Below are 25,991 nucleotides of genomic sequence, written 5' to 3'. Positions count from 1 at the left end.
CCGCCCTGGAACGCTCAGCACCATGCCCGTCATCACCTGCATCGAAGATCTGCGCCGCCTGGCCCAGCAACGCGTGCCCCGCATGTTCTACGACTACGCCGACTCGGGCAGTTGGACGGAGAGCACCTACCGCGCCAACTCGGCGGACTTCCAAAGCATCAAGCTGCGCCAGCGCGTGGCGGTGAATCTGGAGAACCGCAGCACCGCCACCCGCATGATCGGCGTCGATGTGGCGATGCCGGTGGCCATCGCCCCCACCGGCCTGACCGGCATGCAGCATGCCGACGGCGAGATCCTGGCGGCCCGCGCGGCCGAGCGCTTCGGCATCCCCTTCACCCTCTCGACCATGAGCATCTGCTCCATCGAGGACATCGCCGCCCACACAAAAGCGCCCTTCTGGTTCCAGCTTTATGTGATGCGGGACCGCGGCTTCATCGAGCGCCTGATCGAGCGCGCCCGCGCCGCCCGCTGTGGCGCCCTGGTGCTGACCCTGGACCTGCAAATCCTCGGCCAGCGCCACAAGGACATCAAGAACGGCCTCTCCGCCCCGCCCAAGCCCACGCTGGCCAATCTGCTCAATCTCTGCAGCAAGCCGCGCTGGTGTCTGGGCATGCTGGGCACCTCGCGGCGGCAGTTCGGCAATATCGTCGGTCACGTCGAGGGCGTGGAGAATATGGGCTCGCTGTCCGAATGGACGGCCAAGCAGTTCGACCCCCAGCTGAACTGGGGCGATGTCGAGTGGATCAAGCGGCGCTGGGGTGGCAAGCTCATCATCAAGGGCATCCAGGATGTGGAAGACGCCCGCCTGGCCGTGGCCGCGGGCGCCGATGCCTTGATCGTCAGCAACCACGGCGGCCGCCAGCTGGACGGCGCCGAGTCCAGCATCCACGCTCTGCCCGCCATCGTGCAGGCGGTGGGCTCACAGATCGAGGTGCATATGGACGGCGGCATACGCTCCGGCCAGGACGTGCTCAAGGCCTGGGCCCTGGGCGCGCGCGGCACTTACATCGGCCGCGCCTTTCTCTACGGCCTGGGCGCCATGGGCGAAGCCGGCGTCACCAAGGCGCTGGAGATCATCCACAAGGAGCTGGACCTGACGATGGCCTTCTGCGGCCACACCCGCATCGAGACGGTGACGCGGGACATCTTGCTGCCGGGGAGCTTCAAGGCCTGAGGCCGGCGGCAGCGCAGCAAAAAAAGAGCGACCCAAGGGTCGCTCTTTTCATGCTTGTCGGGCTGCGGCTTACTGCGCGCCCATTTCCTTCAGCAGACGCTCGGCCTTGTCCACAACCTTCATCTGCCACAGCATATAGCGGGCATCCAGGCAGATGCTGCGCGACTTCTTGGCATCGAAGTCCCAGCTGTCGATGACGCTGTCCAGCGTGCCGTCAAACAGCAGGCCGACCAGCTCGGCGCGCTCGTTCAGCACCGGCGAACCGGAGTTGCCGCCGGTGGTGTCCAGCGTGGCCAGGAAGTTGACCGGCACCGAGTCCAGGCTGGCCACGCCGTAGCGATCAAACTTGCGCGCCTTGATGGCGGCCAGTTGCTCGGCCGGCGCATCGAATTCGCCCTCGCCCTTGTGCTTGGCTTGGATGCCGCGCAAGGTGGTAAAGGCATGCCAGTCGCTGCCGTCCACGGCACCCTTGCGGCCCAGGACCTGGCCGAAGGCCACGCGCAGCGTGCTGTTGGCGTCGGGGTAGACGGCCTCGCCCTTGCTGGCCCGGTAGTCGATCATGGCCTGCATGGTCTTGGCGTAAGCGCGGGCGATCTGACCGCCGAGTTCCTTGTCGCGGTTCTCGCGCGCTTGCTCGTCCTCAAAGGTCGCCACGGCGGCCTGGATGAAGCTGTCATCGCTGGCCTTGAAGGCGGCCACATCGCGCTGGAGCCAGGCCATGCGGGCGTCCTTCTGGGCCAGTTGGCTGCCGGCGTAGAGCGCGTCCAGGCGGGTCTTGATCGCCGCCTCGTCCATGCCCGCTTGCAGGCCGAGGGCGGCCAGCAAGGCCTTGTTCAGCTGCTCGGCCGGCTGGGCCAGATACTTGGCCAGGAAGTGGACGGCCAGGCGCTTGTCGACCTGCTCGTCATAGCGCTTGTCCAGCACCTCCATGCTTTGCAGCAGGCGGCGCGCGTCGCGGGCCTGGAAGCCGGGCTTGCGCTGCGCATCGGGCAGGGCTTGCTGGTGGGCGTTCTCCAGCAAGGTGTCGGCCGTGCTCAGCAGGCGCGGCGTGACAAAGCTCAGCAAGAGCTCGGCACGGGTGATGGCCTGGCGCTGGGCCAGCAGGCTTTCGACCTGGGCGATGTCGGCGCCATAACGGGCACGGCGTGCGGCGTCGGCCTGCACCCAGGCCTTCAGCTCGGCAAAGGCTTGCGTCTTGCGGGCCAGGATGTCGCTGCCCTCGTAGCTGGCCTGTTGGCCCTGCATATTCTTGTAGTAGTTGGCGATGCCGGCGACGCGGTCGGCCAGGGCGATTTCGGCATCGCGGCGGCCGGCCGTCTCGGCCTTGATCAGGGCCAGTTGTTCACCCATCAGCTGGATGCGGCTGGGCTGCTCCCAGGCAAAGGCAAAGTCCAGCTCGGCCGGCAGGCGGTGGCGGTTGGTGCGGCCGGGGTAGCCGGTGACCATGACGAAATCACCCTCGTTCAAGGGCTTGGAGGCCAGCTTGAGGAAATGCTTGGGCTCGAAGGGCTTGTTGGCGGCATGGAAGTCGGCCGGCTTGCCGTCCGGGCCCACATAGGCGCGGTAGAAGCTGTAGTCGCCGGTGTGGCGGGGCCACATCCAGTTGTCGGTGTCGCCGCCGAACAGGCCCACGCCCAGGGCGGGCGCATGCACCAGGCGCACGTCGCGGATCTCGATCTGCTTGATCAGCTGGTACTGCAGGCCACCGTAAAAGCTGGCCACCTGGCAGCGGTGACCGGCGTCTTTTTCGCAGGCGGCGGTCAAGGCTTTTTGCTTGGCCTCGATGGCATCGACGCGGGCCTTGCCGTTCAGGGCCAGGGTCTTGCCGTCCAGCACCTGCGGGCTGACGTCCTTGACGTCCACGGTCACGTAGATGCGGCTGCCGGGCGCGGCGGGCAACTCATCGGCGAGCGAGGCGGCCAGAAAGCCCTTCTTCAGCAGATCGCGCTGGGCGCTGGAGTTGTACTGGATGCTGCCATAGGCGCAGTGATGATTGGTCACCACCAGGCCCTGGGGCGAAACAAAGGAGGCGGTGCAGCCGCCCAGGCTGATGACGGCGCCCATGGGGAACTCGGTCAGCTGAGTCAGCTTGGCCGGGTCCAGCTGCAGGCCGGCGTTCTTCAGGTCCTTGGCAATCAGGGGCAGTTGCTGGGGCATCCACATGCCCTCGCCGGCGTGGGCCGCGCCGGCCAGGCCCAGGGCCAGGGCGGCGCCGCCCCACAGGCCCGGATGATTCATTGGCTTCATATCCTTGGTTTCTACTCGGAGAGGTTTGAAAAAGTCGCCAAGGGTACAGCCTGGCAAGACGCTTGCCGAAAGACATGGCCGGGAAAGCAGGTTCAGGGCCGCGGCAGCGCCGCCACCTCGCCACGCGAAAACGCCATCACCATGCCCGCCGCCAGGTAGAGCCGGGGCACGATGGAGCTGATCAGCACGTACTCGGCGTCGCTGGTATGGGCGCCCGCGCCGCGCAGGCCGAAGCGTTCCACCACCGGGCCGCGGGCACGCAAGGCGGCGAAAGCCGCATCGGTGCCGCCGCCGCCGGCCACCGCGTCCACCCGCAGCGGCAGACCCAGCTCGGCATAGAGGCGCTGGGCATGCTCGGCAAAGGCTTGGGCCGCCGGCGTGGCTTCCAGCGGGGGGCGGCGGCGCTCGAAGCGCAGCTCCACCCGGGCCTCGGGCAGCAGGCGGTTCTGGATGCGCTGCTGCAACTTTTGCTCCAGGGCCTCGTAGTCCTGCACCCGCAAGACCCGCACATCGGCCTCGGCACTGGCCAGCGGCGGGATCATGTTTCGCACGATGCCGGCGCGGGCCATGGTCCAGTTGAGCTTGACGCCGGCCACGGGGTCGGACAGATCGCGCATCTGCAGGATCTGGTGCGCCAGCTCGTACAAGGCATTGACGCCAAACTGCGGCGCCCCGCCCGCATGGGTGGCGCGGCCATGCACCCTCAGATTGACCGAGGCGATGCCGGCCGTGGCCAGCGAGAGATGGTCGGCACTGGCGCCCGAGCCCTCGAAAGACATCACCGCATCATGCTCGGCGCCCAGCTGGGCGAGGATGGCGCGCGAGCCGGGCGAGGAGATTTCCTCGTCGGCATTGAAGAGCACGGTGAGCTGGCCGTAGTCCTCGAAATTCAGCGACTTGAGCATGGCCAGCAGGTGCAGGATCACGGCCAGGCCCTGCTTGTCATCGGCAATGCCCAGGCCGTAGGCGCGGTCCTCGCGGATGCCGAAGGGCTGGCGGGCCAGCATGCCGGCGGGGTAGACCGTGTCCATATGCGCGATCAGCAGGATCTTCTTGCTGCCCTTGCCGCGGAACACCGCCTTGACATGGGCGCCCAGCTGCTCGGGCGTGTCCTCCATGCGGTAGAGCTCGGTCGAGGGCAGCAGCGCCACCTCCCCGCCCAGCTCGCGCAGGCGCTGCGCCAGCAAGGCGGCCAGCTGCTGCAGGCCGGCCAGCTCGCGGCTGCCGGACTCGATGCCGACGAATTGCTCCAGGCTCTTCAGCAAGGGCCCTTGCTCGTGCTGGGCGGCGGCCAGCAGCGCGGCCTGCGGCCCGGCGGTGGCCAGCCCCGGCACGCCGAGCAGAAACACGCTCATCAGCAAACACAGTGCAGTTCGGAGCAGGCGCATGGCAGGGCTTTCGCGGGCGGGCCTAAGAAGCCGGTGATTCTAGGAGTTCGCCGGCCTCGGCAAGCGCCGAGAAATACTCCAAAAATACCCAGATTTCTCCCCAAAAACCGCTGGTGCCCCGGCCCGCTTTGAGCGATAAATGAGCTGACGCCAAACTGACAAGCCCGTCGGCCTGGCCCTCCACATCCGACTCATCGAGGTGGCTATGACGCTGCTGCAACTCGCCCAAGTCAAACGCTGGCTGCTGCTGCACCAGGGTCGGCATCCGGTCGAGCTTTATGCCTGGGACCTGGTATTGACGGCCTGGCTGCTGGGCTGGATGGCCTTGCCGGTCTTTCTGCTGCTGGACGACTGGCCGCTGCTACCCCTGTGCCTGATGGGTTTCATGCTGCCCAACCTCTACGCCAGCTGGCGGCGCGGCCTGCACCGCCGCGGCCGCCTGCGCTGCGACTGGCTGACGGCGCTGTAAACCCCCCAAGGCGCTCAAGCCGCCCCACAAGGCCAGGGCCAGGGCCACGCAGGCGCCGCTGGGGCCATCAAACTGCCACGAAGCCCACAGGCCAAGGACGGCCACCGCGGCGGCGGCCGACGCGGCCCGCCACAAAGACCAAGCGGCCTGCATCCACAGGGCCGGCGCGATCAGGGTGACGAAGACCAGGAACAGGCCCAGCACCGGCACGACCCAGCTGGTCACCACGGCGAACAGCGGGTAGAAGAAGGCATCACGGCCCAGCAGCGCCGGCCAGCGCCAGCGCAGCAGCAGCACCAGCGAGGCGCAAAGCGCCAGCAGCCCCACCTGCGGCCAGCCGGCCCACAGAACATCGGCGGCCAGCAGCTGCAACCACTGCTCACGGCCATGGGGGTCAAGTCTTGCCCCCAGCATGGCCAGGCTGGCACCGGCCACATAGACCAGGCCGATCAAGGCCTCGCGCTGCTGCGGCCAGCGCCGCGCCAGCTGCGCCACCAGGGCGGCGCAGAGCAAGGCGCCGAGTGCCGCCGCCAGCATCTGTCCGCCCTGGCCATGGTCATGCGCCAGCCCCAGGCCCGAGGCCCACAGCGCCGCGGCGGCAGCCGCCTGCGCCACCGCCAGGTCGATGAAGACCACGCCGCGCCGCAGCACCTGGGCACCCAGCGGGGCCAGGGCCAGGATGCCCGCCAGCAGGGCCAGGGCCGGAGCCAGGAACCACAGCTCCTGCAAGCCAGGCCCGCTCATCGCTGCACCTGGCCCTGGGCGAGCAGCAAGGCTTGCAGCAATTGCTCAAACCATTGCTCCAGCGCCTCGCTGCCGCCCGCGTCAAGCACGGTGGCGGGCAGGCTCAGCAGGGGCAGTTGGCCGTCCAGCTGCTTGTCCAGCCAGCGGGCGGCGCGCGGGTCCTGGTAGCTGCTCACCACCAGGGCCAGGGGCGGTTCGCTGCGCAGGCTTTGCAGCACGCGTTGCAGATGGGCGGGCGTCGGTGCCATGCCGGGTTTGGGCTCCAGATCCAAGGTCTGGCGCAGGCCCAGCCAATGCCAGAGATAGGCGAAGCTGCCGTGCTGGGCGGCCACGGCGCGGCCCCGCAGCGGCGCGGCCCGCCGCTCCCAGTCCTGCAGCTTGAGCGCCCAGCGCCGCTCGAACTGGGCCTGCCGCTGCGCGATCTGCGCCGCCTGCGCCGGCCACAGCTGCTGCATGCGCTGCGACAGCGCCAGCGCCACCGCCTGCAGCCGGCGTGGGTCGGCATGCAGATGCGGATTGCCCTCGGGGTGGACATCGCCGTCAAAAGGTGTGATGAAGCCGGCCTGCGGGTTCAGCAAGGGCACCTGCTGGGCGGCGTAGAACATGCCGGGCCGGCCGTCCTGCACACGCGGGTTGCCGGCCCGCTCCTGCAGGGTGGGCAGCCAGCCGGCTTCCAAGGAGGCACCGGTGCAAACGGCCAAATCGGCCGCGCGCAGCTGGGCGATCAGGGCCGGCCGCGCCTCGATGTGGTGCGGGTCCTGGCGCCCGTGGGTGGCGGTGTGGATGCGCGCCTCGGGCAGCAGGACGCGGGTCAGCGCCGCCCACTCGGGTTCGCAGGCCAGCACGGTCTGGGCCACTGCCGTTGTGCTCAGCCCCAGCAGCAAGCAGCAGGCACCGAGCAATTTAGAAGGCATGCGCACCATGGGCTCCAAAGCTCAGCACGTATTGCAGCAGGACGGAGCGCTTGGAGGCCCCCTCCACATCCAGCACACCGTTCTGGGTAGACACTTGCAGGCGCAAGGCCTGCGCATGGCTGGGCTTCCAGGCCAGCATCAGCGACTGCTCGGCTATTTCAGCGGCATGGAAGTGATCGCCATGCGGCTGGCGGGCCTGCAACCAGTCGCCTCGCAAGCCCAGCTCCCATTGGGGCGAGAAGCGCCAGACCGCGCTCAAGGCCAGGGCGCGATGTTTGTCGCCCGGGCCGGCATGGCGGTTGATGCCGCTGACCTGGGCAAACTCGGCCAGCAGGCGCAGCTGCTGCTGGCGGTTATTGCCATCGGGCGCCCATTTCCAGGCCAGATCGCTCATCCAGACATGGCGGCCGCTGAGCAGGGCGCCGTGGGAATGGCCGGCGTGGGAATCGTGGCCTTCCTCATGCGCTTCTTCGTGCTCGTGGCCCTCTTCCGCCATCGGCTCGCGGCGGTTGTTCAGATAGGAGAGCCCCCACTGCCAGCTGTGCGAAGTGCCCCAATCATCGCCCAGCTTGAGGCGCAGCGTGGCCGCGCCCACGGCGGGCGAGGTCAGCGCCTGCTGCACCAGTTGCCGGCCGCGGAAAAGCTCCGCCCCCAGGCTCAGGTAGTAGGCCGTGGGCGCGGTCCAGTTCAGGCGCAGGCCATCATCAAACCAATGGCCGCCCAGCAGGCCGCGGTAGAGCAGCGGCCGTTCGACGAAATCATCGGCATGCGGGTGCTGCTCGTTCAAGGCGCCGATCTGCGAGGCAAAGCGCCCGGCCCGCGCCTGCCAGCCGGCGGGCAGGCTGCGGGTCTGCAGCCAGGCATCCTCCAGCTCGGCTTCATAGCTGCTGCCATGGCTGTGGGCGGCCACGCCGGCCTGGGCGCTGAAATGCGCGCCCAGCGGGCCGCGCGCGAGCAGATCGCTATGGCCCAGGGCCAGGCCTTGCTGGCGTTGCCCCAGGGCCAGGGGCCGCGAGTTTGTGGCCAGGTCCAGCACGGCGCCCAGCTCCCAGCCCTTGGCGGGCGGCTGGGCTTGCTGGGCCTGGGCCTGGGTCGTTAGGGCCGCCAGGCCCCAGGCCAGATAGGTCAATACCGTTTTCATCGGGAGATCCCCGTCCAGGTCAGCGCCGCCGGCACATAGCCCAGCGAGCGGCGTGCCGTCACCGACACCTTGCTGGTGTCCAGCACCAGCAACTGGCTGGCCTGGGGGTCGCTGAGGTAGAGCTCGTCCTTGGCGCCGTTGGCGGCCATGGCCGGCCAGGGTGCGGCCGTGGGCATGGCGGCGATGGCAGCGGGCAGGCGTGCGGCATGCACCCAGGCATTGCCCTGGCGCTGCAGCACCGTCAGCGTGCCGGTGTCATCGAGCAGGAAGAGACGAGTGCCGCTGCGATCAAAAGCATGGGCACGACGCAGGCGGCCCTCGGCCCAATCCTTGGGCAGGAGCGGCGCGACGGTGCCGGCCTCGGCGTCGATGGCGTAGAAGCGCGTCGTCACCGGGCCGGGTGCCGCGCCCTCGCTGCCAATGCCGATGAACTGGCCCGGTAGCTTGGGATGGCCGGCCAGGCTGCTGATGCGCAAGGGGGCGCTGAGCTTGCTGTCGAGCACGGTCGTGGCATCGATATGCTTGACCAGCAAGACCCCGTCCTTGCAGCCCACCGCCGTGTATTTGCCGGAACTGGCGCTGCCGTGCATGCCGTCGCAGCGCGTGCCCAGCAGGCGCTCGCTGCGGTAGGCGCTACCCTCGCGCTGGTAGAGCTGCAGATGGGTGGGCAGGCTGTCGCCCGCATCGGCGGCGCGGTGCACGACCAGCAGCTTGTTGTCCACCGGCTCGGCCAGGCCGTGGATGGGCGCGGTCAGGTCCAGGCCGGCCAGGGTGTTGCCGGCCGCGATGGAGGCGTCGCTGAGCAGGCGCACGGCGGCGTTCTGCACCGGCTGGCTTGTTGCATTGCCGTCCATAAAGATCGCCACCTGCTTGCCGGGCTGCACATCGACATGGGTCGGGCGCGCGCCCGTCAGCTTCCAGCTCAGGGCCTTGGCGGCCTGTTTGTAGTCGTGCAGATGGTCGCCATGGTTCTCTTGCCAGACGCCGCCGTCGATGAACTGCAGTTGGTCCTTGTTGCGCTGAGCGGCCAGCACATAACGGCCACCGGGGCTGGTGTACAGGGCGGACGGCGCATCGTCCAGCGTGAAGCTGCTGGCCTCCAGCGTGGCGCTGTCCAGATCGTGGATGCGCAGCAGGGCCGCCCCCTTCTCGGCCACGGCCAGGCGCCCGGCCGTGTTGATGCTGTGGCCCTCAGCCCCATGCTCGTCTTGCTTATTGCTGCCGCCGCCGCAGGCTGACAGCAAGGCCAGCAAGGCCAGGCCAAGCAGATGGGGGCGGCATCGGGTGGGTTTGAAAGCGCGCATGGAATCTCCGGATCACAAATGGGAAAAACAGGCTGGCACCGTCCAGGTGCTGCGCTAGGGGCAAGCACCGGCAGGCGGCAAGGTTCGCGATAATACGATACTGATAACTCATTATCATTAATGCAAGTGCGACAATTGCGCCAATCGCCCTGACTGAAGCCGCCGCCGCCCATGGAACGCTCGACCCGCCAACGCACCGCCATCTACGACGCCATCGCCGCCGCCGGGCGCCCGCTCTCCGCGCTGGAGGTGCTGGAGGCCGCCCGTGTCGACGTCGAGGGCCTGGGCATCGCCACCGTCTACCGCAATTTGAAGCTGCTGCTGGAGGACGGCTCCGTCACCCTGGTCCAGCTACCCAGCGACGGCCCTCGCTATGAATTGACCGGCCACGCCCACCACCACCACTTCCAGTGCACCTGCTGCCAAAGAGTGTTCGATGTACACCAATGCCCGGGCGATCTGGCCAAGCTGGCGCCTCCCGGCTTCAGCGTGGAACGGCATGAGATCACCCTCTACGGCCATTGCGAGGACTGCCAGGCCCCGGTCCGCAAGAGCAGGAGCGCGCCCAAGCAAGCCGCCAAGCCCGGCACGGCCGGCAAGCCCACCGGCTGCGGCCACCAACACAGCCCGCCCAGGGTGGGCAAGGCCGCATAAGCCTGGGCCCAGAAACGCACAAGCCCTCGCATCACGAGGGCTTGGGACTGGGTGGAAACGAGGGCGTGGGGACGGCTTCAGTGCACCAGCCCTATCCATTCACCGGCCTGCTGGTAGCTGTTGAACAGCTGCATCGCCAGCTCGCGCAGGGCCGGGTTGGCGCTGGCATGGCCTTGGGCTAGGCGCTCGCAAGCGTACAGCCTGTCATACATCATGCGGGTGGGCTGCAGGCTCAGTCCCTCGGCGGCCATCAAGACCTGCAGGCGCTGCAGATCGGCCGGATTGGCCGGCGCCACCACGGTCAGGCCCAGATCAAAACCGGCCTGCGGACGCAGGGCCGGATCGACCTCGTAGCCGCCCACCGACACGCGCGCATCCAGCGCCACGCTCTCACGCAGATCGAAAAAGGCCGCTGCGCTGTCTTGCGGCTGAGCGATGAGGTGCAGGGGGATGATCATGGCGGACCTCGGCTGAGAAGCTTGGGAGTGGCTTCATGATGCCGGGCCGGCCGAGAACTTAAATCAGAAAAAGCGGGGGAAACAGCTGCTGATTCGATTCAACCTAGATTCGGCAGTTGGACGCGCCCGAAGGGCTCGCCAAACGGTGTGCTGGCACGACGCGCCGACGCAGTGGGCTCCTGCCCACAAGGAGAAGCAACACAGCCAGCGCGCCGTTTGGCGAGACAGGCGGGCGCGTAGCGCTGTCACCCAAAGGGTGATCGCTATTAACGGGAGAGAACACAGCAGGCATCGATGGCTCCAGGTCAGAGCAAGCGGTCAACTGCTGAATCTAGGTTTAAGTTTGCGGCCTCAGGTTTTGGGCAGCGTCACGCCTGTTTGACCTTGGTACTTGCCGCCGCGGTCCTTGTAGCTGGTCTCGCAGACCTCGTCGCTCTCGAAGAACAACACCTGGGCGCAGCCCTCGCCGGCATAGATCTTGGCCGGCAGCGGCGTGGTGTTGGAAAACTCCAGCGTCACATAGCCTTCCCACTCGGGTTCGAAGGGCGTGACGTTGACGATGATGCCGCAGCGGGCATACGTGCTCTTGCCCAGGCAGATGGTCAGCACATTGCGCGGGATGCGGAAGTACTCCATCGTGCGTGCCAGCGCAAAGCTATTGGGCGGGATGATGCAGAAATCACCCTCCATATCGACAAAGCTCTTGTCGTCGAAATTCTTGGGGTCCACCACCGAACCGTAGACATTGGTGAAGACCTTGAACTCGGGGGCGCAGCGGATGTCGTAGCCGTAGCTGGAAGTGCCGTAGCTGACGATCTTCTCGCCCGCCGCATTGGCACGGATCTGGCCGGGCTCGAAGGGCTCAATCATGCCGTGCTGCTCCGCCATGCGGCGTATCCATTTGTCGCTCTTGATGCTCATGCGGGTCTTTCAGGGATCGAGTTATTCAGCCGGATTTTAAGTGCGGCCGCGGCAGGGCCTGCGCAGCCCCTCAAGACTTCAGCAGCGAGGGGTAGCTGAACAGGCCGAAATGCAGGGTGTTCACCCCGAAGTGCAGCAAGGTGGGGGCCAGGATATTGCGGCTTGCGGCGTAGGCCAGGGCATAGCCCAGGCCCGCCACCGAAGCCAGCACCGCCATGGCCGGGCCATGGGCCAGACCGAAGAAGATGGCCGAGAAGGCGATGGGCAAGAGCACACGCCAGACACTGCCCCGCCCCAGCAGACGCGCCAACTGCTCCTGCAAGAGGCCGCGAAAAAAGGCTTCCTCGGCCAAGGCCACGAAGAAGAGATTGGCGAACAAAAAGGTCCAGGCAAAGGGCGGCCACTTGGGCTCGAAGCGGATGGCGCCCGTCCCCCAGGCCAGGCCAAACACGGCGGCCAAGGTCAGCACACCGATCAAGCCCAGCGAGGCCCAGGTCCGCGCGGAAGAAAACGCCGCCACGCCGCGCTGGGCGAACACGGCCAGCAACATCACGCCGACAAAGCCCTTGTCGAAGTTGAGATAAAACTTCATCGGCCGCGCGCCCTCGTGCAGCGTGCCGGCAAAGACCAGGGGGTTGGCAATACCTGGCACCAGATGCACGCTCAGGGCCAGGGCGGCCAGGGCGATCAGGCAGATCAGACCTTGCGACAGAGCCGGCACCTCAACGCCGCGGGCGTAGAGGACGCCCGCGGCAAACGAGATCAGGATCAGCAAGGCACTCAGGCTCAGCACGCCGCCGACCCAGGCCGCCAGCAGGGCCGCGGCCAGCAGGGGTTGCCAAGGCGCAAAGCGCCAGTTACCCAAGCGCAGGGACGGCGACCACACGCTGCAGGCGGCAAGGGCAAGAAGGCCAAAAGGCAGGGAATGGCTATTCATCCAGGGAGCGTGTCGGGCCTAGCAAACTGGCCGGAATTGTAGCCAGCGCCGGCACTTTGCTAACGCTACAAACCCTGTGACTCGCCCCCCCCGGGCCACACGATCAGCGCAGGCTCACGCCGTCGAAGCGTATCGTGCCGTCCACCCCCAGCTTGAAACCCACGACGTTCTTGCGCAGAGCCACGCTCATGGCGCCGTTGGCGATGGGGCTCCAGGGCAGTTGGGTCATCGCGATCTGCTGGGCTTTGGCATAGAGTTTTTTGCGCTGGGCCGCGTCCAGGGTCTGCTTGGCGGCAGCGATGGCGGCATCAAAGTCCTTGTCGCAGAAAAAGCTGGCACTGGCCGCGCCGCAGGCCAGCTGGCCGGCCGTGCTGGCGGGTTCGATCTCGCCATTCCAGCCCAGCAAGGCAGTGTCGTGTTCACCGGCGTCCACCCGCTTGAGGTACTCGCCCCACTCGAAGGTCATGATGCGCGCCCTCACCCCCACCTTGGCCCAGTCGGCCTGGATCATCTGCGCCATCAGCTGGGCATTCGGGTTGTAGAAGCGCTGCACCGGCATGGCCCAGAGGCTGATCTCCAGATTCTTGACGCCGGCCTGCTGCAGCAGGGTCCGCGCTTTCTCAGGGTTATACGTGGGAGCCTTGAGCGTGCCGTCATGGGCCCAGTTGACCCTGGGAAGGATGGAGTCGGCCACCACGCCGCCGGCGCCGAACACGGTCTTGATGATGGCGGCCTTGTCGATGGCCATGTCCAGGGCCTGGCGCACGGCCAACTGCTTGAGCGGCGGCTTTTTCAGATTGAAGGCCAGGAAACCGATATTCATGCCCGGCGCGCTCTGCACCGTGATGGCGGGGTCGCCCTGCAGCTCGGCCAGCTCCACCGAGCCGGTGATGGGCGCGATATCGCATTCGTTGCGCTTGAGCCGCTGGGTACGCACATTGCGATCCACCGTGATGGCATAGACCAGCTTGTCCACCCGGGGTTCGCCCTTGACGAAATAGGTCGGATTGCGCTCGTAGCGAATCACGCTGTCCTGCTGCAGACTTTTGAACACAAAGGGGCCGGTGCCCACCGGCAAGGTCGCCAGCTGCTGGGCCTTGCCCTGGCGCAGGAGTTGAGCGCCGTATTCGGCCGATTGCATGCTGGCAAAGGCCGAGGCCAGATCGTTCAGAAAGGCGGCGTCCACCCGGGCAAGCTGGACCTCCACCTGATCCTCGGCGATTTTTTTGACGCCCTGGATCAGCTTGTCCCAGCCCAGCGAGGCCACATAGGGCGAGAGCGTGGGGTAGCTTTTCTGCAGCGGATGCTTGGGGTCCAGCAGGCGCGCGAAAGTGAACAGCACATCGTCGGCATTGAAGTCCCGCGTGGGCGTGAACCAGGGCGTGCTGTGGAACTTGATGCCATGGCGCAGCTTGAAGAGATAACGCCGCCCGTCGGCGGAGACCGTCCAGCTCTCGGCCATCGAGGGCAGGATGCGCTCATCCTCCAGCGTGCCTTCCACCAAGCGCCCATAGACCGGCCGGATCGAGCTCTCGTCCACCCCCGAATCGGTATTGGCCGGGTCCAGGGTCTTGGGGCTGCCAGCGGCGCAAAAGCGCAGGGTGCTGGGGGCCGCCCAGCTGATCGAAGAACAGAGCAGCAGGAGTGCGAGAAGCTTTTTCACGGCAGATCGTCCATTGAATTGGCACTGCCGCATCCTCGCATGCCTCGCTCAATGCCCTTCCACGCCCTCCACCGCCGGCGTCATGATCGCCCCCGGCGTGCTCTTGCGGGCCAGCAAGGTGTACATGGTGGGCACAACAAAGAGGGTCAGCAAGGTGCCCAAGCTCATGCCGCCGACGATGACCCAGCCGATCTGCTGGCGGCTTTCGGCGCCGGCACCGCTGGCCAGGGCCAGGGGGATGGCGCCCAGCACCATGGCGCCGGTGGTCATCAGAATCGGCCGCAGACGCAGGCTTGATGCCTCCACCACCGCGTCCAGCACCGAGCGGCCTTGCTGGCGCAGCTGGTTGCTGAACTCGACGATCAGGATGCCGTGCTTGGTGATCAGGCCCACCAGGGTGATCAGGCCGATCTGCGAATACACATTGAGCGTGCCGCCCGACCACTTCAGCGCCAGCAGCGCGCCCACCATCGACAGCGGCACCGACAGCAGGATCACAAAGGGGTCGATAAAGCTCTCGAACTGGGCCGCCAGCACCAGGAAGATGAAGAGCAGGGCCAGGATGAAGACCAGGCCCAGGGCGCCGCTGCTGCTCTTGAACTCGCGCGAGACGCCGTTCAGCTCGGTGGCATAGCCCAGGGGCAGCAGCTTGGCCGCCGTGGCGTCCATAAAGGCCAGGGCCTCGCCCAGCGAATAGCCCGGCGCCAGATTGGCGCTGAAAGCCACCGAGCGGCGCTGGTTGAAGTGGTTCAACTCGCGCGGGCTGACGGCCTCGCGCACCTTGACCAGGCTGCTCAGCGGCACCATCACATCGCCACGGCCACGCACAAACAGGCGCTCGATCTGCTCCGGCGTGGCGCGGCCCGCAGCCTCGGTCTGCACCAAGACATCGTATTGATCGGCGCCGCGCTTGTAACGGGTTACCGCCCGGCTGCCCAGCATGGTCTCCACCGTGCGGGCGATCTGGTCCACCGAGACGCCCAGATCGGCGGCGCGCTCACGGTCCACATCCATGAAGAGCTCGGGCTTGTTCAGGCGCAGATCGTTGTCGGGCTGGACCAGGCCGGGGTTCTTGCCCATCTCCGCCATCATGCTCTGCGTCAGCGTGGCCAGATTGGCATAGCTGTCGCTGGTGACGACGATGAAGTTCAGCGGCCGCTCGCGGAAGCCCTGGCCCAGGCTGGCCGGCGTGATGGGAAAGGCCTGCACGCCCGGCAGCATGCCCACCTGCGGCAGCATGGCGCGGGCGATTTCCTGCGTGCTGCGTTGGCGCTCGGCCCAGTCCACGGTGCGCAGAATCGCGATGCCGGAGTTGACGGTGGCGCCGCCGGCGAACAAAAAGGCCCGGTCGAACTCGGGGTGAGAGGCCGCGATGCGGTCCACCGCCTCCAGATAGCGGGCGGTGAATTCCATGGTCGCGCCGTCCGGGCCGGTGATGGGCATGAAGATCACGCCCCGGTCCTCCACCGGCGCCAGCTCGGACTTGGCCGTGCTGAACAAAACCCAGCTGCCGACGCCGCTGGCCAGCATCAGGAGCACCACCGCCCAGCGCTGGCGCAGGGCCAGGCGCAGGGCACGGGCATAGCCCTCGCTGACGGCCACCAGCATGCGCTCCATGCCCTGGTCGAAGCGTGTGGGTTGGGGGTTATGACGCAAGAGCTTGCTGCACATCATGGGCGTCAGCGTCAGGGCCACAAAACCCGACACCACGACGGCACCGGCCAGCGTCAGCGCGAACTCGACAAACAGCCGCCCGGTGCGCCCCGGGGTAAAGGCCAGCGGGGCGAACACCGCTGCCAAGGTCATGGTCATGGCCAGCACGGCGAAGGCGATCTCGCGGGCGCCCTTGAGCGCCGCCTGGAAGGGCTCCAGGCCCTCCTCGATATGGCGGAAGATGTTCTCCAGCACCACGATGGCGTCGTCCACCACCAGGCCGATGGCCAGCACCAGGGCCAGCAGGGTCAGGGTGTTGACGGTGAAGCCGGCGGCGGCCATCAGGGCGAAGCTGCCGATCAGGCTGATCGGTATGGTGACCAGGGGGATGATGGAGGCGCGCAGCGTGCGCAGAAAGACGAACACCACCAAGGCCACCAGCACCACGGCCTCGGCGATGGTGCTGTAGACGGACTTGATGGAACGGTCGATGAAGATGGAGTTGTCATTGGCCGGCACCACCTTGATGGAGTCCGGCAGATCGGCCTGCAGCTTGGGCATCATCTCGCGCACCCCGGCCGAGACCTCCAGCGGATTGGCCGTGGCCTGGCGCACCACGCCCAGGCTGACCGCCGGCACGCCGTTCAGGCGCACGCGCGAGCGTTCGCTGGCCGCCGCCTCCTCGATGCGGGCCACGTCCTTCAGGCGCACGCTATTGCCCACGCCCGCGCCCGGCTTGACGACCACCTCGGCGAACTCGTCCACCTTGTTGATGTCGGTGCGCGCCGTCACGCTGAACTCGCGCTGCCGGCTCTCAATGCGGCCGGCCGGCACCTCCAGGTTCTGGCGGCGCAGGGCGTCTTCCACATCCTGCACGGTCAGCTTGTAGGCGGCCAGGCGCTCGGCGTCCAGCCAGACGCGCATGGCGTATTTGCGGTCGCCGCCGGTCTGCACATCGGCCACGCCGGGAATGGTCTGCAGGCGCGGCTTGACGACGCGCTCCACCAGATCGGTGATCTGCAGCGGGCTCAGGCTGTCGCTGATGAAGGCGATCCAGATGGTGGGCTGGGCATCGGCCTCCACCTTGGCCACCACCGGCTCGTCGGCCGCGGCGGGCAGACGGCCGCGCACGCGGGCGACACGGTCGCGCACATCGGCGGCGGCGTCATCGGGGTTCTTGCTGAGCTTGAAGCGGGCGGTGATCTGGCTGGACTCGGTGCGCGAGCTGGAGGTCAGCACCTCCACCCCGTCGATGCCGGCGATGGAGTCTTCCAGCGGCTTGGTGATCTGGCCCTCGATCACCTCGCTGGAGGCGCCCACCAGGCGGGTGCTGACCGTCACCACCGGCTCGTCGATGCGCGGGTACTCGCGCAGCGACAAGCGGCTGAAGGACACGATGCCCACCAGCAGCAGGATCAGAGACATCACCGTCGCGAAGACGGGGCGGCGGATGGAGATTTCGGAAAGTCGCATGGCGGCCCCCGCTTCAGCGCGTGTTTGGCGCCGCGGACGCCGCCGGGGCGCGGGCCGCCCCCTGCTTGTCCACATCGACCACGGTCAAGACCTGAGCCTCGCCCTTCAGAAGCTTGGACTGGCCGGCCGTCACCACCCGGTCACCGGCCTGCACGCCTTCCAGCAGCTCGACCTTGCCGGGCAGGCGCAGGCCGATCTTGGCCTCCAGGCGCTGGGCGGTGGGCGCCCCACCCTTCTCACCCGGCAGCAGCTTGATGATGTATTGCTTGCCGCCCTGGGGCACCAAGGCCTCCTCGGGCACCAGCAAGGCGTTTTGATGGGTGGCGAACAAGACCCGCACACGGGCGAACAGGCCCGAGCGCAGCTCGGAGTGCAGGCCCTCCAGCTTGGCCCGCACCAGCAGGGAACGGCCATTGGCCTCCAGCTGGGTGTCCAGGGCCTCGACCCTGGCCTTGAAGCTGCGGCCGGGCAAGGCGTCCAGCGCCAGCTCCACCGCCTGGCCCAGCTTGAGCTGGGGCACAAAGCGTTCGGACAGGCGGAAGTCCACCCACAGCGAGGAGGCATCCTCCAGCGCGACCAGATCGCTGCCGTCCTTGACGTAATCGCCCAGATTGACGGCACGGATGCCGGCCACGCCATCGAAAGGCGCGCGCACCTGCATGCGGCCCAGCTGGGCGCGGGCCAGCGCCACTTGGGCCTCGGCCACCTGCAGATTCGACACCGCCTGGTCCACCACACTGGCGCTGACAAAACTCTGGGCCAGCAACTCGCGGTTGCGCTTCAGATTGGCGCCGGCGATGCTGGCCTGGGCCTCGGCCTGCTGCAGCTGGGCGGCCTGCAGGCTGTCGTCCAGCTGCACCAGCACCTGACCCTTGCGCACCGGCTGGCCGTCGACAAAGCCCAGCTTGACGATGCGGCCGCTGACCTCGGGCCTCAGCAACACTGCCTGGCGCGCCCGCAAGGTGCCCACGGCTTGGGCGTCCACCGCCAGGTCCAGCGCCTCCACCCGGCCGGCCTCCACCGCGATGGCGGCCGCCGGGCCCTTGCCCGCCCCCCCAGCACCGGCCGCCGGCGTGGCCGCGGAAGGCTGGATTTTGGCCTGCACACCCTGGTTCTGCCACCAATAGGCGGAGCCGCTCAGGATGAGCAGGGCGAAGACGGCGGCCGGGGCCACCCAAGAGGTTTTTTTGTGCTGGGTCATTCGATTCTCCGAGCGCGGAACTCTATCCGCTCACGATGAATCGGCAAGGGCCAAGGGCTTGAAATACGGGCTGGGGGGGCTCAACGGCGCCTGGCCTGCGCACAGGCCGGGCAAATACTCAGCGAGCAGCCGCGCTGACGCCCTTGTTGGCCAGGGCATCGGCCCGCTCATTGCCGGGGTCGCCGGCATGGCCCTTGACCCAGCGCCACTCGACCTGATGCAGCTTTTCCAGGGCCTGCAGGCGCTGCCAGAGCTCGGCGTTCTTGACCGGCTTGTTGTCGGCCGTCTTCCAGCCCCGCCGCTGCCAGCCGCCTATCCACTCGGTGATGCCTTTGCGCACGTATTCGCTATCGGTGTAGATGATGATCTGGCAGCTGCGCTTGAGCGAGGCCAGGGCCTCGATGGGGGCGGTCAGCTCCATGCGGTTATTGGTGGTGTTGGCCTCGCCGCCGAACAGCTCTTTCTCATGCTCGCCCGCCTTCAGCCAGGCGCCCCAGCCGCCCCGGCCAGGGTTGCCCTTGCAGGCGCCGTCGGTATAGATCACGACCTGGGGTTTGGGCATGGCGGGGCGCGCGGCGGCGGGGCTGGCTTGATTCATGGAGACTGAGCTTTCTTTCTTGCTTGCTTATTTGGTTTTGTGTTGATGCGTGGCCACCACCGGGGCGGCAGCCGTCCGTTTGGGCTTGGAGCGCCGCTCCAGCCCGACCAGGCGCATGCCGCGCACGCGCTTGACCGCGACCAGGAAGTACACCGCCCCCAGCACCGGCCACCAGCGCGCCCCCAAAGGCTCGATCCAGGCCCAGCGCTCCAGCCAGCGCGCCGTGCGCAAAGGTGGGCTGTAGGCGCCGAAATGGGCCGCCCCAACCTCCAAGCTGAGCAGGCGCAGCCAGTCGCGCAAGCGCCAGTAGCCGATGAACTCGCCTTGCTGGGGCAAAAACAGTGGCGACTGGCCCGGAGAATAGCGGCCCAGATTCTGCCTCAAGCCCCACAGGCTGGCCGGGTTCAGGCCCGAGATCACCAGCCGCCCCTCCGGCCTCAGCACCCGCTCCACCTCGCGCAAGGCCTGGTGGGGGTCGTGTGCCAGTTCCAGGGCGTGGGGCAGCAGGATCAGGTCCAGGCTATTGCTGTCAAAAGGCAGGGCGTCGAAATCGCACAAGAGGTCCAGCTGGACGGCCGCCGGCGCAGCAGCGCTGCCGGCCGCCTGCTCGGCACCCAGCCAGCGATGCGGCATGCGGTTGGCGCGCAGGCCCGGCAATTCGGGCAGGCCCAGCTGCAGGGCATGGAAGCCGAACAGATCGGCCACGGCGGCATCGAACTGCGCCTGCTCCCAGTCCAGCAGATAGCGGCCCGGCGGTGTTTGCAGCCAGGCGCCCAACTCTATAATTGAGGCTTCGCGTGTCATGAATCTCGCTGCAAAAAGGCTACTTAAAAGGCTGCATGGAACGAGTCGATCCCCTCAGCATTGCCGCAGTCCCCGCCTTCGCGGACAACTACATCTGGATGCTCCACGACGGCCACCAAGCCCTCGTGGTCGATCCGGGTGATGCGAGCCCGGTGTTTGCAGCCCTGGCGGCGCAATCCCTCCGCCTGGCTGGCATTCTAGTAAGCCATCACCACCCCGATCATGTCGGTGGCGTCGCCGCCTTGCGCGAGGCCTTCTCGGTGCCGGTCTACGGCCCCGCCCGCGAGACCCTGCCCGAACCCTGCGTCCGGGTCTCCGAGGGCGATCGCATCCCCCTGCTGGGCCGGCAGTTCGAGGTGCTGGAGGTGCCCGGCCACACCCTGGGCCATATCGCCTTCCTCTTGGCCGAGCCGGGAGCCGTAGCGGCGCCGGCCCTGTTCTGCGGCGACACCTTGTTCTCCGGTGGCTGCGGTCGCTTGTTCGAGGGCACGCCGGCGCAGATGTACCACTCCTTGCAAAAGCTGGCCGCCCTGCCCGCCGCCACCCGGGTGTTCTGCACCCATGAATACACCTTGTCGAATCTGCGCTTCGCCCGCCATATCGAGCCCGATAACCAGGCCTTGCGCGACTACCAGGCCTGGTGCCTGCAGCAGCGCGAGCAAGGCCTGCCCACCCTGCCCTCGACGCTGGCGCTTGAGTTGCAGATCAACCCCTTTTTGCGCTGCGGCGAAACCACGGTGAGGGCGGCCGTGGCCGCGCAAGACCCCGCGGCGGCCGACAGCGCCCCCTCCATCGACACATTCGGCCGCTTGCGGCAATGGAAGAACGACTTCAGATGAGCGCATCCCCGCAACGGCATTTCTCCCTCCTCGCCCTGATCGGCCTGCTGCTGAGCGGCTGTGCCAGCACCCAACCCGGCCCGACCGACGAGGGCAGCACGGCCACCCGGGCCAATGACCGCCATGCGCAGACACGCAGCTTCGCCAGCAGCTCGGGCACCCAGGCCGTGGCCAAGGCCGCCACGCCCGACAGCGCCAGGACCGAGGCCGCCAGTGGCCTGCTGGAAGACAGCCTGAACCCCGGCTTCGCCATCGACCTGGATGCCTTGCAGGCCCGCGAGGACCTGTGGGTGCGGGTGCGCGGCGGCTTTGCGATGGCGGACCTGGACAACGACTTGGTGCGCAAGGCCGAGAACTGGTACAGCAGCCGCCCCGACTATGTGGACCGCATGACCGAGCGAGGCAGCCGTTATCTTTTCCACATCATCGAAGAGGTGAACAAGCGCGACATGCCGGCCGAGCTGGCCCTCCTGCCCTTCATCGAGAGCGCCTTCAACCCGCAAGCCCTGTCCAGCGCCAAGGCCTCGGGCATGTGGCAGTTCATGCCGGTGACGGGCAAGGATTTCGCGCTCAAGCAAAACATCTTCCGTGATGACAGACGCGATGTGCTGGCCTCCACCCGCGCCGCGCTGGACTATCTGGGCCGCCTGCACAAGCGCTTCGGCGACTGGCATCTGGCGCTGGCCGCCTACAACTGGGGCCAGGGCAATGTGCAGCGCGCCATCGACCGCAATCTCAAGGCCGGCTTGGCCACCGACTACGAGAGCCTGCGCATGCCCGATGAGACGCGCTACTACGTCCCCAAGCTGCAGGCCGTCAAGAACATCGTGCTGGCGCCCGAGAAGTTCAATCTCCGCCTGCCGCCGGTGGCCAACCACCCCTATTTCCTCAGCGTCAATATCGACCGCGATATGGATGTGGCCGTGGCCGCCCGTCTGGCCGGCCTGAGCGTGGATGAGTTCAAGCAGTTCAACCCGCAGATGAACAAGCCGGTGATGCTGGCGGCCAAGACCACCCAGGTGCTGCTGCCTTACGACAACGCCAGCGCCTTCGCCCTCAATCTGGCCGCCCACCGCGGCCCGCTGGCCAGTTGGACGGCCTGGGTGGTGCCGCGCACCATGAAGTCCGCTGAAGCGGCCCGTCAGGTCGGCATGCCCGAGGCGCAGTTGCTGGACATCAACAAGATCCCGCCGCGCATGCTGGTCAAGCAGGGCTCGACCCTGCTGGTCTCACGCACATCGCACCGGGATGACGATGTCTCCGAACACCTGGCCGACAACGCCAGCCTCGCCTTCGCCCCCGATGTGCCGCCGCTGCGCCGGCAAAGCGTCAAGGCCGGCAAGGGCGACACGGTGGCCGCCATCGCCGCCCGCTACCGCGTCAGCGCGGCCCAAGTGGCGCAGTGGAACAAGGTGGGCGCCTCGGCCCGCTTCAAGCCCGGCCAGATGGTGGTGGTCTACACGCCGGTCTCGGCAAAAGCCAGCACGCGCAGCGCGCAAGCTCCGCAGCGAAGCAAGGCCCAGGCCAAGGGCCGGACGGTGCAAACGGCGCAGAGCGGCCGCACGGCCAGACCGGCCAAGAACAGCCGTCCGGCCAAGGCCCATTCGAATGGCCGTCAGGTCACCGCATCGGCCCAAGGCAACGGGGAATCCCGTCAGCGTTGATTGGGCAGTTCAGTGGGCGCTGAAGAACAGCGCCACGCTGCAGCCCAAGCCGATGAACCAGACCAGGGAACGCAGGCTGGGTTTGTCGGCCACATAGAGCCAGATATAGACGGCACGCGCCGCCAGAAAACCCAGGGCCAGTGCGTCTACCGTGGCCTGCGGCGCCTTGAGCTGATGCGCCACCAGCACGCCCGCGATGAAGAGCGGCAAGGCCTCGAAGCTATTCGCCTGAGCCGCATTCGCCCGTGCCTGCCAGCCGCTTTGCCGAGCCAGCCAGGCGCGAGGGTCGTGATTGTCGTAGCCGCCCTCGCGGCGCGAGCGACCGAAGCCACCTGACTTGGCCAGGCCCGCACACACAATGGGCAGCAGGCAGGCGACGATGATGCTGGAGTAGGCGATGTTCATCGGAAAAGTCCTCGCGGGTTTGAAGAAATTCAGCGCCTGTCCACCAGGGCATGGGCAATGGTGCCCAGATCCACATACTCCAGCTCGCTGCCCACCGGCACGCCGCGCGCCAAACGGGTGACGCGGATGCCGCGCGAGCGCAAGGCCTCGGCCAGCACATGGGCCGTGGCCTCGCCCTCGGCGGTGAAGCTGGTGGCCAGAATGACCTCCTCCACCGCGGTTTCTGCGGCCCGCTGCAAAAGCTCGGTCGCGCCGATCTGGCGCACGCCCACGCCGTCCAGCGGGCTGATGCGACCCAGCAGTACGAAGTAATAGCCTTTGTAGGAGTTGCTGCGCTCCAGCGCCGCCTGGTCGGCCGGCGACTCCACCACGCAGAGCAGGCGGGCATCCCGCGCCGGGTCGGCACAGATGCCGCACAACGGGGTTTCACTGAAGGTGTGGCAGCGCTGGCAGTGGCCGATTTGCTCGGCCGCCGCCTGCAAGGCCAGGGCCAGACTGCGCGCGCCCTCGCGGTCGTGCTGCAGCAGGTGGTAGGCCATGCGCTGGGCCGACTTCTGGCCCACGCCGGGCAGGCGCTTGAGCGCCTCGATCAATTGCTCAAGAACGCTCATAACTCCCAATACCCGCCAAATCGTGGCGCCAGCCAAACGCAGCCCAGCAGAGGCCGTGGATCCGGCTCCGCCGGGCCACCGGGCTCGCCCCCTTGAGGGGGTGGCGCGCAGCGCCGCGGGGGTGGGCCATCAGAACGGGAACTTCATGCCGGGAGGCATGGGCATGCCGGCGGTCAGCTTGCCCATCTTCTGCGCGCTGACCTCTTCGGCCCGGCGCACCGCGTCGTTGAAGGCGGCGGCCACCAGGTCTTCCAGCATGTCCTTGTCGTCCGCCAGCAGGCTGGGGTCGATGGTGACGCGCTTGACGTCGTTCTTGCAGGTCATCAAGACCTTGACCAGGCCGGCGCCGGACTGGCCCTCCACCTCCACATGCGCCAGTTCTTCCTGCGCCTTCTTCAGATTGTCTTGCATGGCCTGGGCTTGTTTCATCAAGCCGGCGAGTTGACCCTTCATCATTTTCACTACTCCTTTGAATTCAATGGGATTTGATTGAGCCCGGCACGATGCGGGCCGTCTTGAACTGCGCCATCAAGGCCTGGGCCAGCGGGTCGCGGATGACGATCTGCTCCACCTCGCGCTGGCGAGCCTGCGTCAGCGCAGCATCGCGCAGCGCCGGCGAATCATGGGCCACGCCGGCCTCCAGCTCGATCCGCACCTTGCGCTGCATGGCCGCTTCCAGCGCGGCCTGCAGCTTGTCCTGCAAAACCGGCTGGCGCAGCGATTCTCGCTCCACCCGCAGGCGCCAGATCACCGTGTCGCCGTCATCCTCACGGCCCACGCATTGCGAGCGCACGGCCAGTTCACGCGTTAGCGCGGCCAGACCCATGGGGCGGATCTGCTCGGCCCAGAGTTCGCCCAGGGGCGTGGGCTGCAGGGGCACATCCTCGCCTGCGGTGGACTGGTAGGCCCGACGCACGGCCGCGTCGCGCGGGGCGCGCACGGCCGCGGCATTGCTGCCTTGGCCTTCATCAAAATCTTCTTCTGCAGCTTGCGGGCCCGCAAACGCCCCAGCCTCTTCCTCCCCCATCGGCGCATCCAACCAGGGCGGCGGCTCATCTTGGCCAGCGCCGTCCTCGGGTTCGGGCTCGGCCTTGTGTACGACGGCGCGCGGACGCAGGCGGGCGCTATGCCCACCGCCGTTTTCCGCCAAGGGCCGGCGCAGGCCAGCCGCTGGCGAGGCACTGGCGTCCACACTGGGCGCAGCAGGCGCCAGCGGCTGAGCGGGCTCCGCCACCACGGGAGGCCCGGCAGGCGATGGTGCCGTGCATACGGCAGCCGGCACTGGTGACTCGGCCGGGGCCGGGGCCAGCTCAGCTGCCGGCTCGGGCGAGGCCTGAGGCGCAGCCGGAGGTTCTTCGGGCGGCGCCTCTTCGACGGCCGCCGCGGGGGCCGCGGCCTGCACGGTCACGGCCGGCCGGGCCGCTTGCGAGGAGGCATGATTCTGTTGCAATACGGCAGACCCATGCTGCGAAGTGGCGATCGGGCTGCGCTGCGGCATGGCGACCGGCGCCGCAGCCGCCGCCTGCGGGCCGCGCGAAACACGGGCCGGCGCGGCCATGGCCGCCCCCTCGGCGCGCCCCGCGCCTTGCGGTCTGAAGCTGAGCATGCGCAGCAAGACCATCAGCAGGCCGGCGTATTCGTCCGGCGCCAGGGCCAGCTCCTGCCGGCCATGCAAGGCCATGCTGTACATCAGCTGAATCTCGTCGGCAGGCAGCAAGGCAGACAGGCGCTGGGCTTCGGCCGTGTCGGGATCGGTTTCATCCAGGGCAGCGGGCGCCACCTGGGCCACGGCCATCTGCTGCAGCAGGCCGGCCAGGTCCTCCAGCGTGCCGGCGGCCGACAGGCCCAGGCCGCGCAAGGTATCGGCCTGCGCCACAACGGCCACGCCGCTGGCCGCGATCAAGGCGTCCAGGATGGCGACCACATGGCCGCGATCCACCGTACCCAGCATCTGGCGCACGCCGTCCTCCACCAAAGAACCCGCACCGAAAGCGATGGCCTGGTCGGTGAGCGACAAGGCGTCCCGCATGGAGCCGCGCGCCGCGCGCGAGAGCAGGCGCAAAGCACCCGCATCGGCGGCCACGTTCTCGGCCTGCAGGACCTGGCTCAGATGGCTCAGCACGGTTTGCGGCGCCATCGGCCGCAGATTGAACTGCAGGCAGCGCGACAGCACGGTGACCGGCACCTTCTGCGGGTCGGTGGTGGCCAGCACGAATTTGAGGTAGTCCGGCGGCTCCTCCAACGTCTTCAACATGGCGTTGAAGGCGGTGTTGGAGAGCATATGGACTTCGTCGATCATATAGACCTTGAAGCGGCCCATCACCGGCTTGTAGACCGCCTGGTCCAGCAGCTGGGAGATCTCCTCCACGCCGCGGTTGGAGGCGGCATCCAGCTCCACATAATCGACGAAACGGCCCGCATCGATGTCGCGGCAGGCCTCGCAGACACCGCAGGGCTTGGCAGTAATGCCGCCCTGGCCATCGGGGCCGGTGCAGTTGAGGCTTTTGGCCAGGATGCGCGAGACCGTGGTCTTGCCCACGCCGCGGGTGCCGGTGAACAGATAGGCATGGTGCAGGCGCTGCTGCGTCAGTGCATTGGCCAAGGCCTGCACCACATGCTCCTGGCCCACCAGCTCTTCAAAGCTGTGGGGGCGGTACTTTCGCGCGAGAACCTGGTAACTCATGGGGGAGGATTCTAAGGCGGCGCACCGCCACTCCCGGGGGGCGGCG

23 protein-coding genes are annotated in these 25,991 nt (G+C 67.5%); 5 read left to right on the top strand and 18 right to left on the bottom strand.

Annotated features, from left to right (window positions below):
* Window positions 1-22: 22 nt before the first annotated feature.
* Entirely contained in the window at window positions 23-1,174 is a 1,152-nt protein-coding gene (locus HNP55_RS11160; RefSeq protein WP_184299234.1) for an alpha-hydroxy acid oxidase, read from the top strand.
* A gap of 69 nt (window positions 1,175-1,243) precedes the next feature.
* On the opposite strand, the gene HNP55_RS11155 is transcribed toward HNP55_RS11160, so the two are convergent.
* Window positions 1,244-3,412, bottom strand: a complete 2,169-nt coding sequence (locus HNP55_RS11155; RefSeq protein WP_184299232.1) for a S46 family peptidase — start codon at window positions 3,410-3,412, stop codon at window positions 1,244-1,246.
* A gap of 101 nt (window positions 3,413-3,513) precedes the next feature.
* Complete coding sequence (locus tag HNP55_RS11150) at window positions 3,514-4,776, bottom strand: glutamate carboxypeptidase (protein ID WP_246448351.1); 1,263 nt, start codon at window positions 4,774-4,776, stop codon at window positions 3,514-3,516.
* 238 nt (window positions 4,777-5,014) lie between these two features.
* Here HNP55_RS11150 and HNP55_RS11145 point away from each other — a divergent pair, with 238 nt between their 5' ends.
* On the top strand, window positions 5,015-5,278 hold the full coding sequence (locus HNP55_RS11145) for a hypothetical protein (protein ID WP_184299741.1): 264 nt from the start codon (window positions 5,015-5,017) through the stop codon (window positions 5,276-5,278).
* Here the strand turns inward: HNP55_RS11145 and HNP55_RS24655 are convergent.
* From HNP55_RS24655 to HNP55_RS11125, 4 genes are read right to left on the bottom strand one after another with little or no spacing between them, the layout of a single operon-like run.
* On the bottom strand, window positions 5,171-6,022 hold the full coding sequence (locus HNP55_RS24655) for a metal ABC transporter permease (RefSeq protein WP_184299228.1): 852 nt from the start codon (window positions 6,020-6,022) through the stop codon (window positions 5,171-5,173). The genes HNP55_RS11145 and HNP55_RS24655 overlap by 108 nt on opposite strands.
* Window positions 6,019-6,936 (bottom strand): metal ABC transporter solute-binding protein, Zn/Mn family, encoded by a 918-nt coding sequence (locus HNP55_RS11135; protein ID WP_246448350.1) that lies wholly within the window; start codon window positions 6,934-6,936, stop codon window positions 6,019-6,021. Before HNP55_RS11135 ends, HNP55_RS24655 begins: the two co-directional genes overlap by 4 nt.
* Window positions 6,926-8,077 carry a hypothetical protein gene (locus HNP55_RS11130; RefSeq protein WP_184299224.1) on the bottom strand — a complete coding sequence of 384 codons (1,152 nt, stop codon included), beginning with the start codon at window positions 8,075-8,077 and terminating at the stop codon, window positions 6,926-6,928. The genes HNP55_RS11135 and HNP55_RS11130 overlap by 11 nt, the downstream gene beginning before the upstream one ends.
* Window positions 8,074-9,381 (bottom strand): hypothetical protein, encoded by a 1,308-nt coding sequence (locus HNP55_RS11125; protein ID WP_184299222.1) that lies wholly within the window; start codon window positions 9,379-9,381, stop codon window positions 8,074-8,076. Before HNP55_RS11125 ends, HNP55_RS11130 begins: the two co-directional genes overlap by 4 nt.
* Window positions 9,382-9,552: 171 nt before the next feature.
* Between HNP55_RS11125 and HNP55_RS11120 the strand changes: the two genes are divergently transcribed.
* On the top strand, window positions 9,553-10,035 hold the full coding sequence (locus HNP55_RS11120) for a Fur family transcriptional regulator (RefSeq protein ID WP_184299219.1): 483 nt from the start codon (window positions 9,553-9,555) through the stop codon (window positions 10,033-10,035).
* Window positions 10,036-10,112: 77 nt separating this feature from the next.
* Here the strand turns inward: HNP55_RS11120 and HNP55_RS11115 are convergent, their stop codons facing one another.
* The 8 genes from HNP55_RS11115 to HNP55_RS11080 form a co-directional block, all read right to left on the bottom strand.
* Window positions 10,113-10,493 (bottom strand): hypothetical protein, encoded by a 381-nt coding sequence (locus HNP55_RS11115; protein ID WP_184299217.1) that lies wholly within the window; start codon window positions 10,491-10,493, stop codon window positions 10,113-10,115.
* Between the two features lie 351 nt (window positions 10,494-10,844).
* A complete protein-coding gene (gene dcd, locus HNP55_RS11110) occupies window positions 10,845-11,414 on the bottom strand; it encodes a dCTP deaminase (RefSeq protein ID WP_184299215.1) in 570 nt (189 codons plus the stop codon).
* 70 nt (window positions 11,415-11,484) lie between these two features.
* Window positions 11,485-12,351 (bottom strand): CPBP family intramembrane glutamic endopeptidase, encoded by an 867-nt coding sequence (locus tag HNP55_RS11105; RefSeq protein ID WP_184299213.1) that lies wholly within the window; start codon window positions 12,349-12,351, stop codon window positions 11,485-11,487.
* Window positions 12,352-12,454: 103 nt separating this feature from the next.
* The gene (locus HNP55_RS11100; protein WP_184299211.1) at window positions 12,455-14,014 is read right to left on the bottom strand and encodes an ABC transporter substrate-binding protein; all 1,560 of its coding nucleotides are present in this window, start codon (window positions 14,012-14,014) and stop codon (window positions 12,455-12,457) included.
* Between the two features lie 48 nt (window positions 14,015-14,062).
* A complete protein-coding gene (locus HNP55_RS11095; RefSeq protein WP_184299209.1) occupies window positions 14,063-17,140 on the bottom strand; it encodes an efflux RND transporter permease subunit in 3,078 nt (1,025 codons plus the stop codon).
* A gap of 13 nt (window positions 17,141-17,153) precedes the next feature.
* Window positions 17,154-18,341, bottom strand: a complete 1,188-nt coding sequence (locus HNP55_RS11090; protein ID WP_184299207.1) for an efflux RND transporter periplasmic adaptor subunit — start codon at window positions 18,339-18,341, stop codon at window positions 17,154-17,156.
* A 118-nt stretch (window positions 18,342-18,459) separates the two neighbouring features.
* Complete coding sequence (gene rnhA, locus HNP55_RS11085; RefSeq protein WP_246448349.1) at window positions 18,460-18,939, bottom strand: ribonuclease HI; 480 nt, start codon at window positions 18,937-18,939, stop codon at window positions 18,460-18,462.
* A 27-nt stretch (window positions 18,940-18,966) separates the two neighbouring features.
* Entirely contained in the window at window positions 18,967-19,743 is a 777-nt protein-coding gene (locus HNP55_RS11080) for a class I SAM-dependent methyltransferase (protein ID WP_184299205.1), read from the bottom strand.
* 35 nt (window positions 19,744-19,778) lie between these two features.
* On the opposite strand from HNP55_RS11080, the gene gloB reads away from it, so the two are divergent.
* Window positions 19,779-20,582, top strand: a complete 804-nt coding sequence (gene gloB, locus HNP55_RS11075; protein ID WP_184299203.1) for a hydroxyacylglutathione hydrolase — start codon at window positions 19,779-19,781, stop codon at window positions 20,580-20,582.
* The gene (locus HNP55_RS11070; protein ID WP_184299201.1) at window positions 20,579-22,246 is read left to right on the top strand and encodes a transglycosylase SLT domain-containing protein; all 1,668 of its coding nucleotides are present in this window, start codon (window positions 20,579-20,581) and stop codon (window positions 22,244-22,246) included. The genes gloB and HNP55_RS11070 overlap by 4 nt, the downstream gene beginning before the upstream one ends.
* 9 nt (window positions 22,247-22,255) lie before the next feature.
* Here HNP55_RS11070 and HNP55_RS11065 read toward each other — a convergent pair whose 3' ends face one another.
* The 4 genes from HNP55_RS11065 to dnaX all read right to left on the bottom strand — a co-directional run bounded on the left by HNP55_RS11065 (window position 22,256) and on the right by dnaX (window position 25,945).
* Window positions 22,256-22,651, bottom strand: a complete 396-nt coding sequence (locus HNP55_RS11065) for an MAPEG family protein (protein WP_184299199.1) — start codon at window positions 22,649-22,651, stop codon at window positions 22,256-22,258.
* 29 nt (window positions 22,652-22,680) lie between these two features.
* A complete protein-coding gene (gene recR, locus HNP55_RS11060) occupies window positions 22,681-23,271 on the bottom strand; it encodes a recombination mediator RecR (protein ID WP_409993736.1) in 591 nt (196 codons plus the stop codon).
* Window positions 23,272-23,391: 120 nt separating this feature from the next.
* A complete protein-coding gene (locus tag HNP55_RS11055; protein ID WP_124452422.1) occupies window positions 23,392-23,718 on the bottom strand; it encodes a YbaB/EbfC family nucleoid-associated protein in 327 nt (108 codons plus the stop codon).
* A gap of 19 nt (window positions 23,719-23,737) precedes the next feature.
* Entirely contained in the window at window positions 23,738-25,945 is a 2,208-nt protein-coding gene (dnaX, locus tag HNP55_RS11050) for a DNA polymerase III subunit gamma/tau (protein ID WP_184299195.1), read from the bottom strand.
* Window positions 25,946-25,991 lie beyond the last annotated feature (46 nt).

Source organism: Roseateles oligotrophus (genome assembly GCF_014204525.1).
Taxonomy (GTDB): Bacteria; Pseudomonadota; Gammaproteobacteria; order Burkholderiales; family Burkholderiaceae_C; genus Paucibacter_A; species Paucibacter_A oligotrophus_A.
This window is presented reverse-complemented; position numbering and strand designations above follow the sequence as displayed.

What these genes read in the sequence shown, in the direction of transcription:
- dnaX (WP_184299195.1), bottom strand. Translation starts at nt 25,945, where the DNA reads ATGAGTTACCAGGTTCTCGCGCGAAAGTACCGCCCCCACAGCTTTGAA.
- HNP55_RS11125 (WP_184299222.1), bottom strand. Translation starts at nt 9,381, where the DNA reads ATGCGCGCTTTCAAACCCACCCGATGCCGCCCCCATCTGCTTGGCCTG.
- HNP55_RS11065 (WP_184299199.1), bottom strand. Translation starts at nt 22,651, where the DNA reads ATGAACATCGCCTACTCCAGCATCATCGTCGCCTGCCTGCTGCCCATT.
- HNP55_RS11105 (WP_184299213.1), bottom strand. Translation starts at nt 12,351, where the DNA reads ATGAATAGCCATTCCCTGCCTTTTGGCCTTCTTGCCCTTGCCGCCTGC.
- HNP55_RS11120 (WP_184299219.1), top strand. Translation starts at nt 9,553, where the DNA reads ATGGAACGCTCGACCCGCCAACGCACCGCCATCTACGACGCCATCGCC.
- HNP55_RS11160 (WP_184299234.1), top strand. Translation starts at nt 23, where the DNA reads ATGCCCGTCATCACCTGCATCGAAGATCTGCGCCGCCTGGCCCAGCAA.
- dcd (WP_184299215.1), bottom strand. Translation starts at nt 11,414, where the DNA reads ATGAGCATCAAGAGCGACAAATGGATACGCCGCATGGCGGAGCAGCAC.
- HNP55_RS11145 (WP_184299741.1), top strand. Translation starts at nt 5,015, where the DNA reads ATGACGCTGCTGCAACTCGCCCAAGTCAAACGCTGGCTGCTGCTGCAC.
- HNP55_RS11150 (WP_246448351.1), bottom strand. Translation starts at nt 4,776, where the DNA reads ATGAGCGTGTTTCTGCTCGGCGTGCCGGGGCTGGCCACCGCCGGGCCG.
- HNP55_RS11090 (WP_184299207.1), bottom strand. Translation starts at nt 18,341, where the DNA reads ATGACCCAGCACAAAAAAACCTCTTGGGTGGCCCCGGCCGCCGTCTTC.
- HNP55_RS11095 (WP_184299209.1), bottom strand. Translation starts at nt 17,140, where the DNA reads ATGCGACTTTCCGAAATCTCCATCCGCCGCCCCGTCTTCGCGACGGTG.
- HNP55_RS11130 (WP_184299224.1), bottom strand. Translation starts at nt 8,077, where the DNA reads ATGAAAACGGTATTGACCTATCTGGCCTGGGGCCTGGCGGCCCTAACG.
- HNP55_RS11155 (WP_184299232.1), bottom strand. Translation starts at nt 3,412, where the DNA reads ATGAATCATCCGGGCCTGTGGGGCGGCGCCGCCCTGGCCCTGGGCCTG.
- rnhA (WP_246448349.1), bottom strand. Translation starts at nt 18,939, where the DNA reads ATGAATCAAGCCAGCCCCGCCGCCGCGCGCCCCGCCATGCCCAAACCC.
- HNP55_RS11135 (WP_246448350.1), bottom strand. Translation starts at nt 6,936, where the DNA reads ATGCCTTCTAAATTGCTCGGTGCCTGCTGCTTGCTGCTGGGGCTGAGC.
- HNP55_RS11070 (WP_184299201.1), top strand. Translation starts at nt 20,579, where the DNA reads ATGAGCGCATCCCCGCAACGGCATTTCTCCCTCCTCGCCCTGATCGGC.
- gloB (WP_184299203.1), top strand. Translation starts at nt 19,779, where the DNA reads ATGGAACGAGTCGATCCCCTCAGCATTGCCGCAGTCCCCGCCTTCGCG.
- HNP55_RS11080 (WP_184299205.1), bottom strand. Translation starts at nt 19,743, where the DNA reads ATGACACGCGAAGCCTCAATTATAGAGTTGGGCGCCTGGCTGCAAACA.
- HNP55_RS11115 (WP_184299217.1), bottom strand. Translation starts at nt 10,493, where the DNA reads ATGATCATCCCCCTGCACCTCATCGCTCAGCCGCAAGACAGCGCAGCG.
- HNP55_RS11055 (WP_124452422.1), bottom strand. Translation starts at nt 23,718, where the DNA reads ATGATGAAGGGTCAACTCGCCGGCTTGATGAAACAAGCCCAGGCCATG.
- HNP55_RS24655 (WP_184299228.1), bottom strand. Translation starts at nt 6,022, where the DNA reads ATGAGCGGGCCTGGCTTGCAGGAGCTGTGGTTCCTGGCTCCGGCCCTG.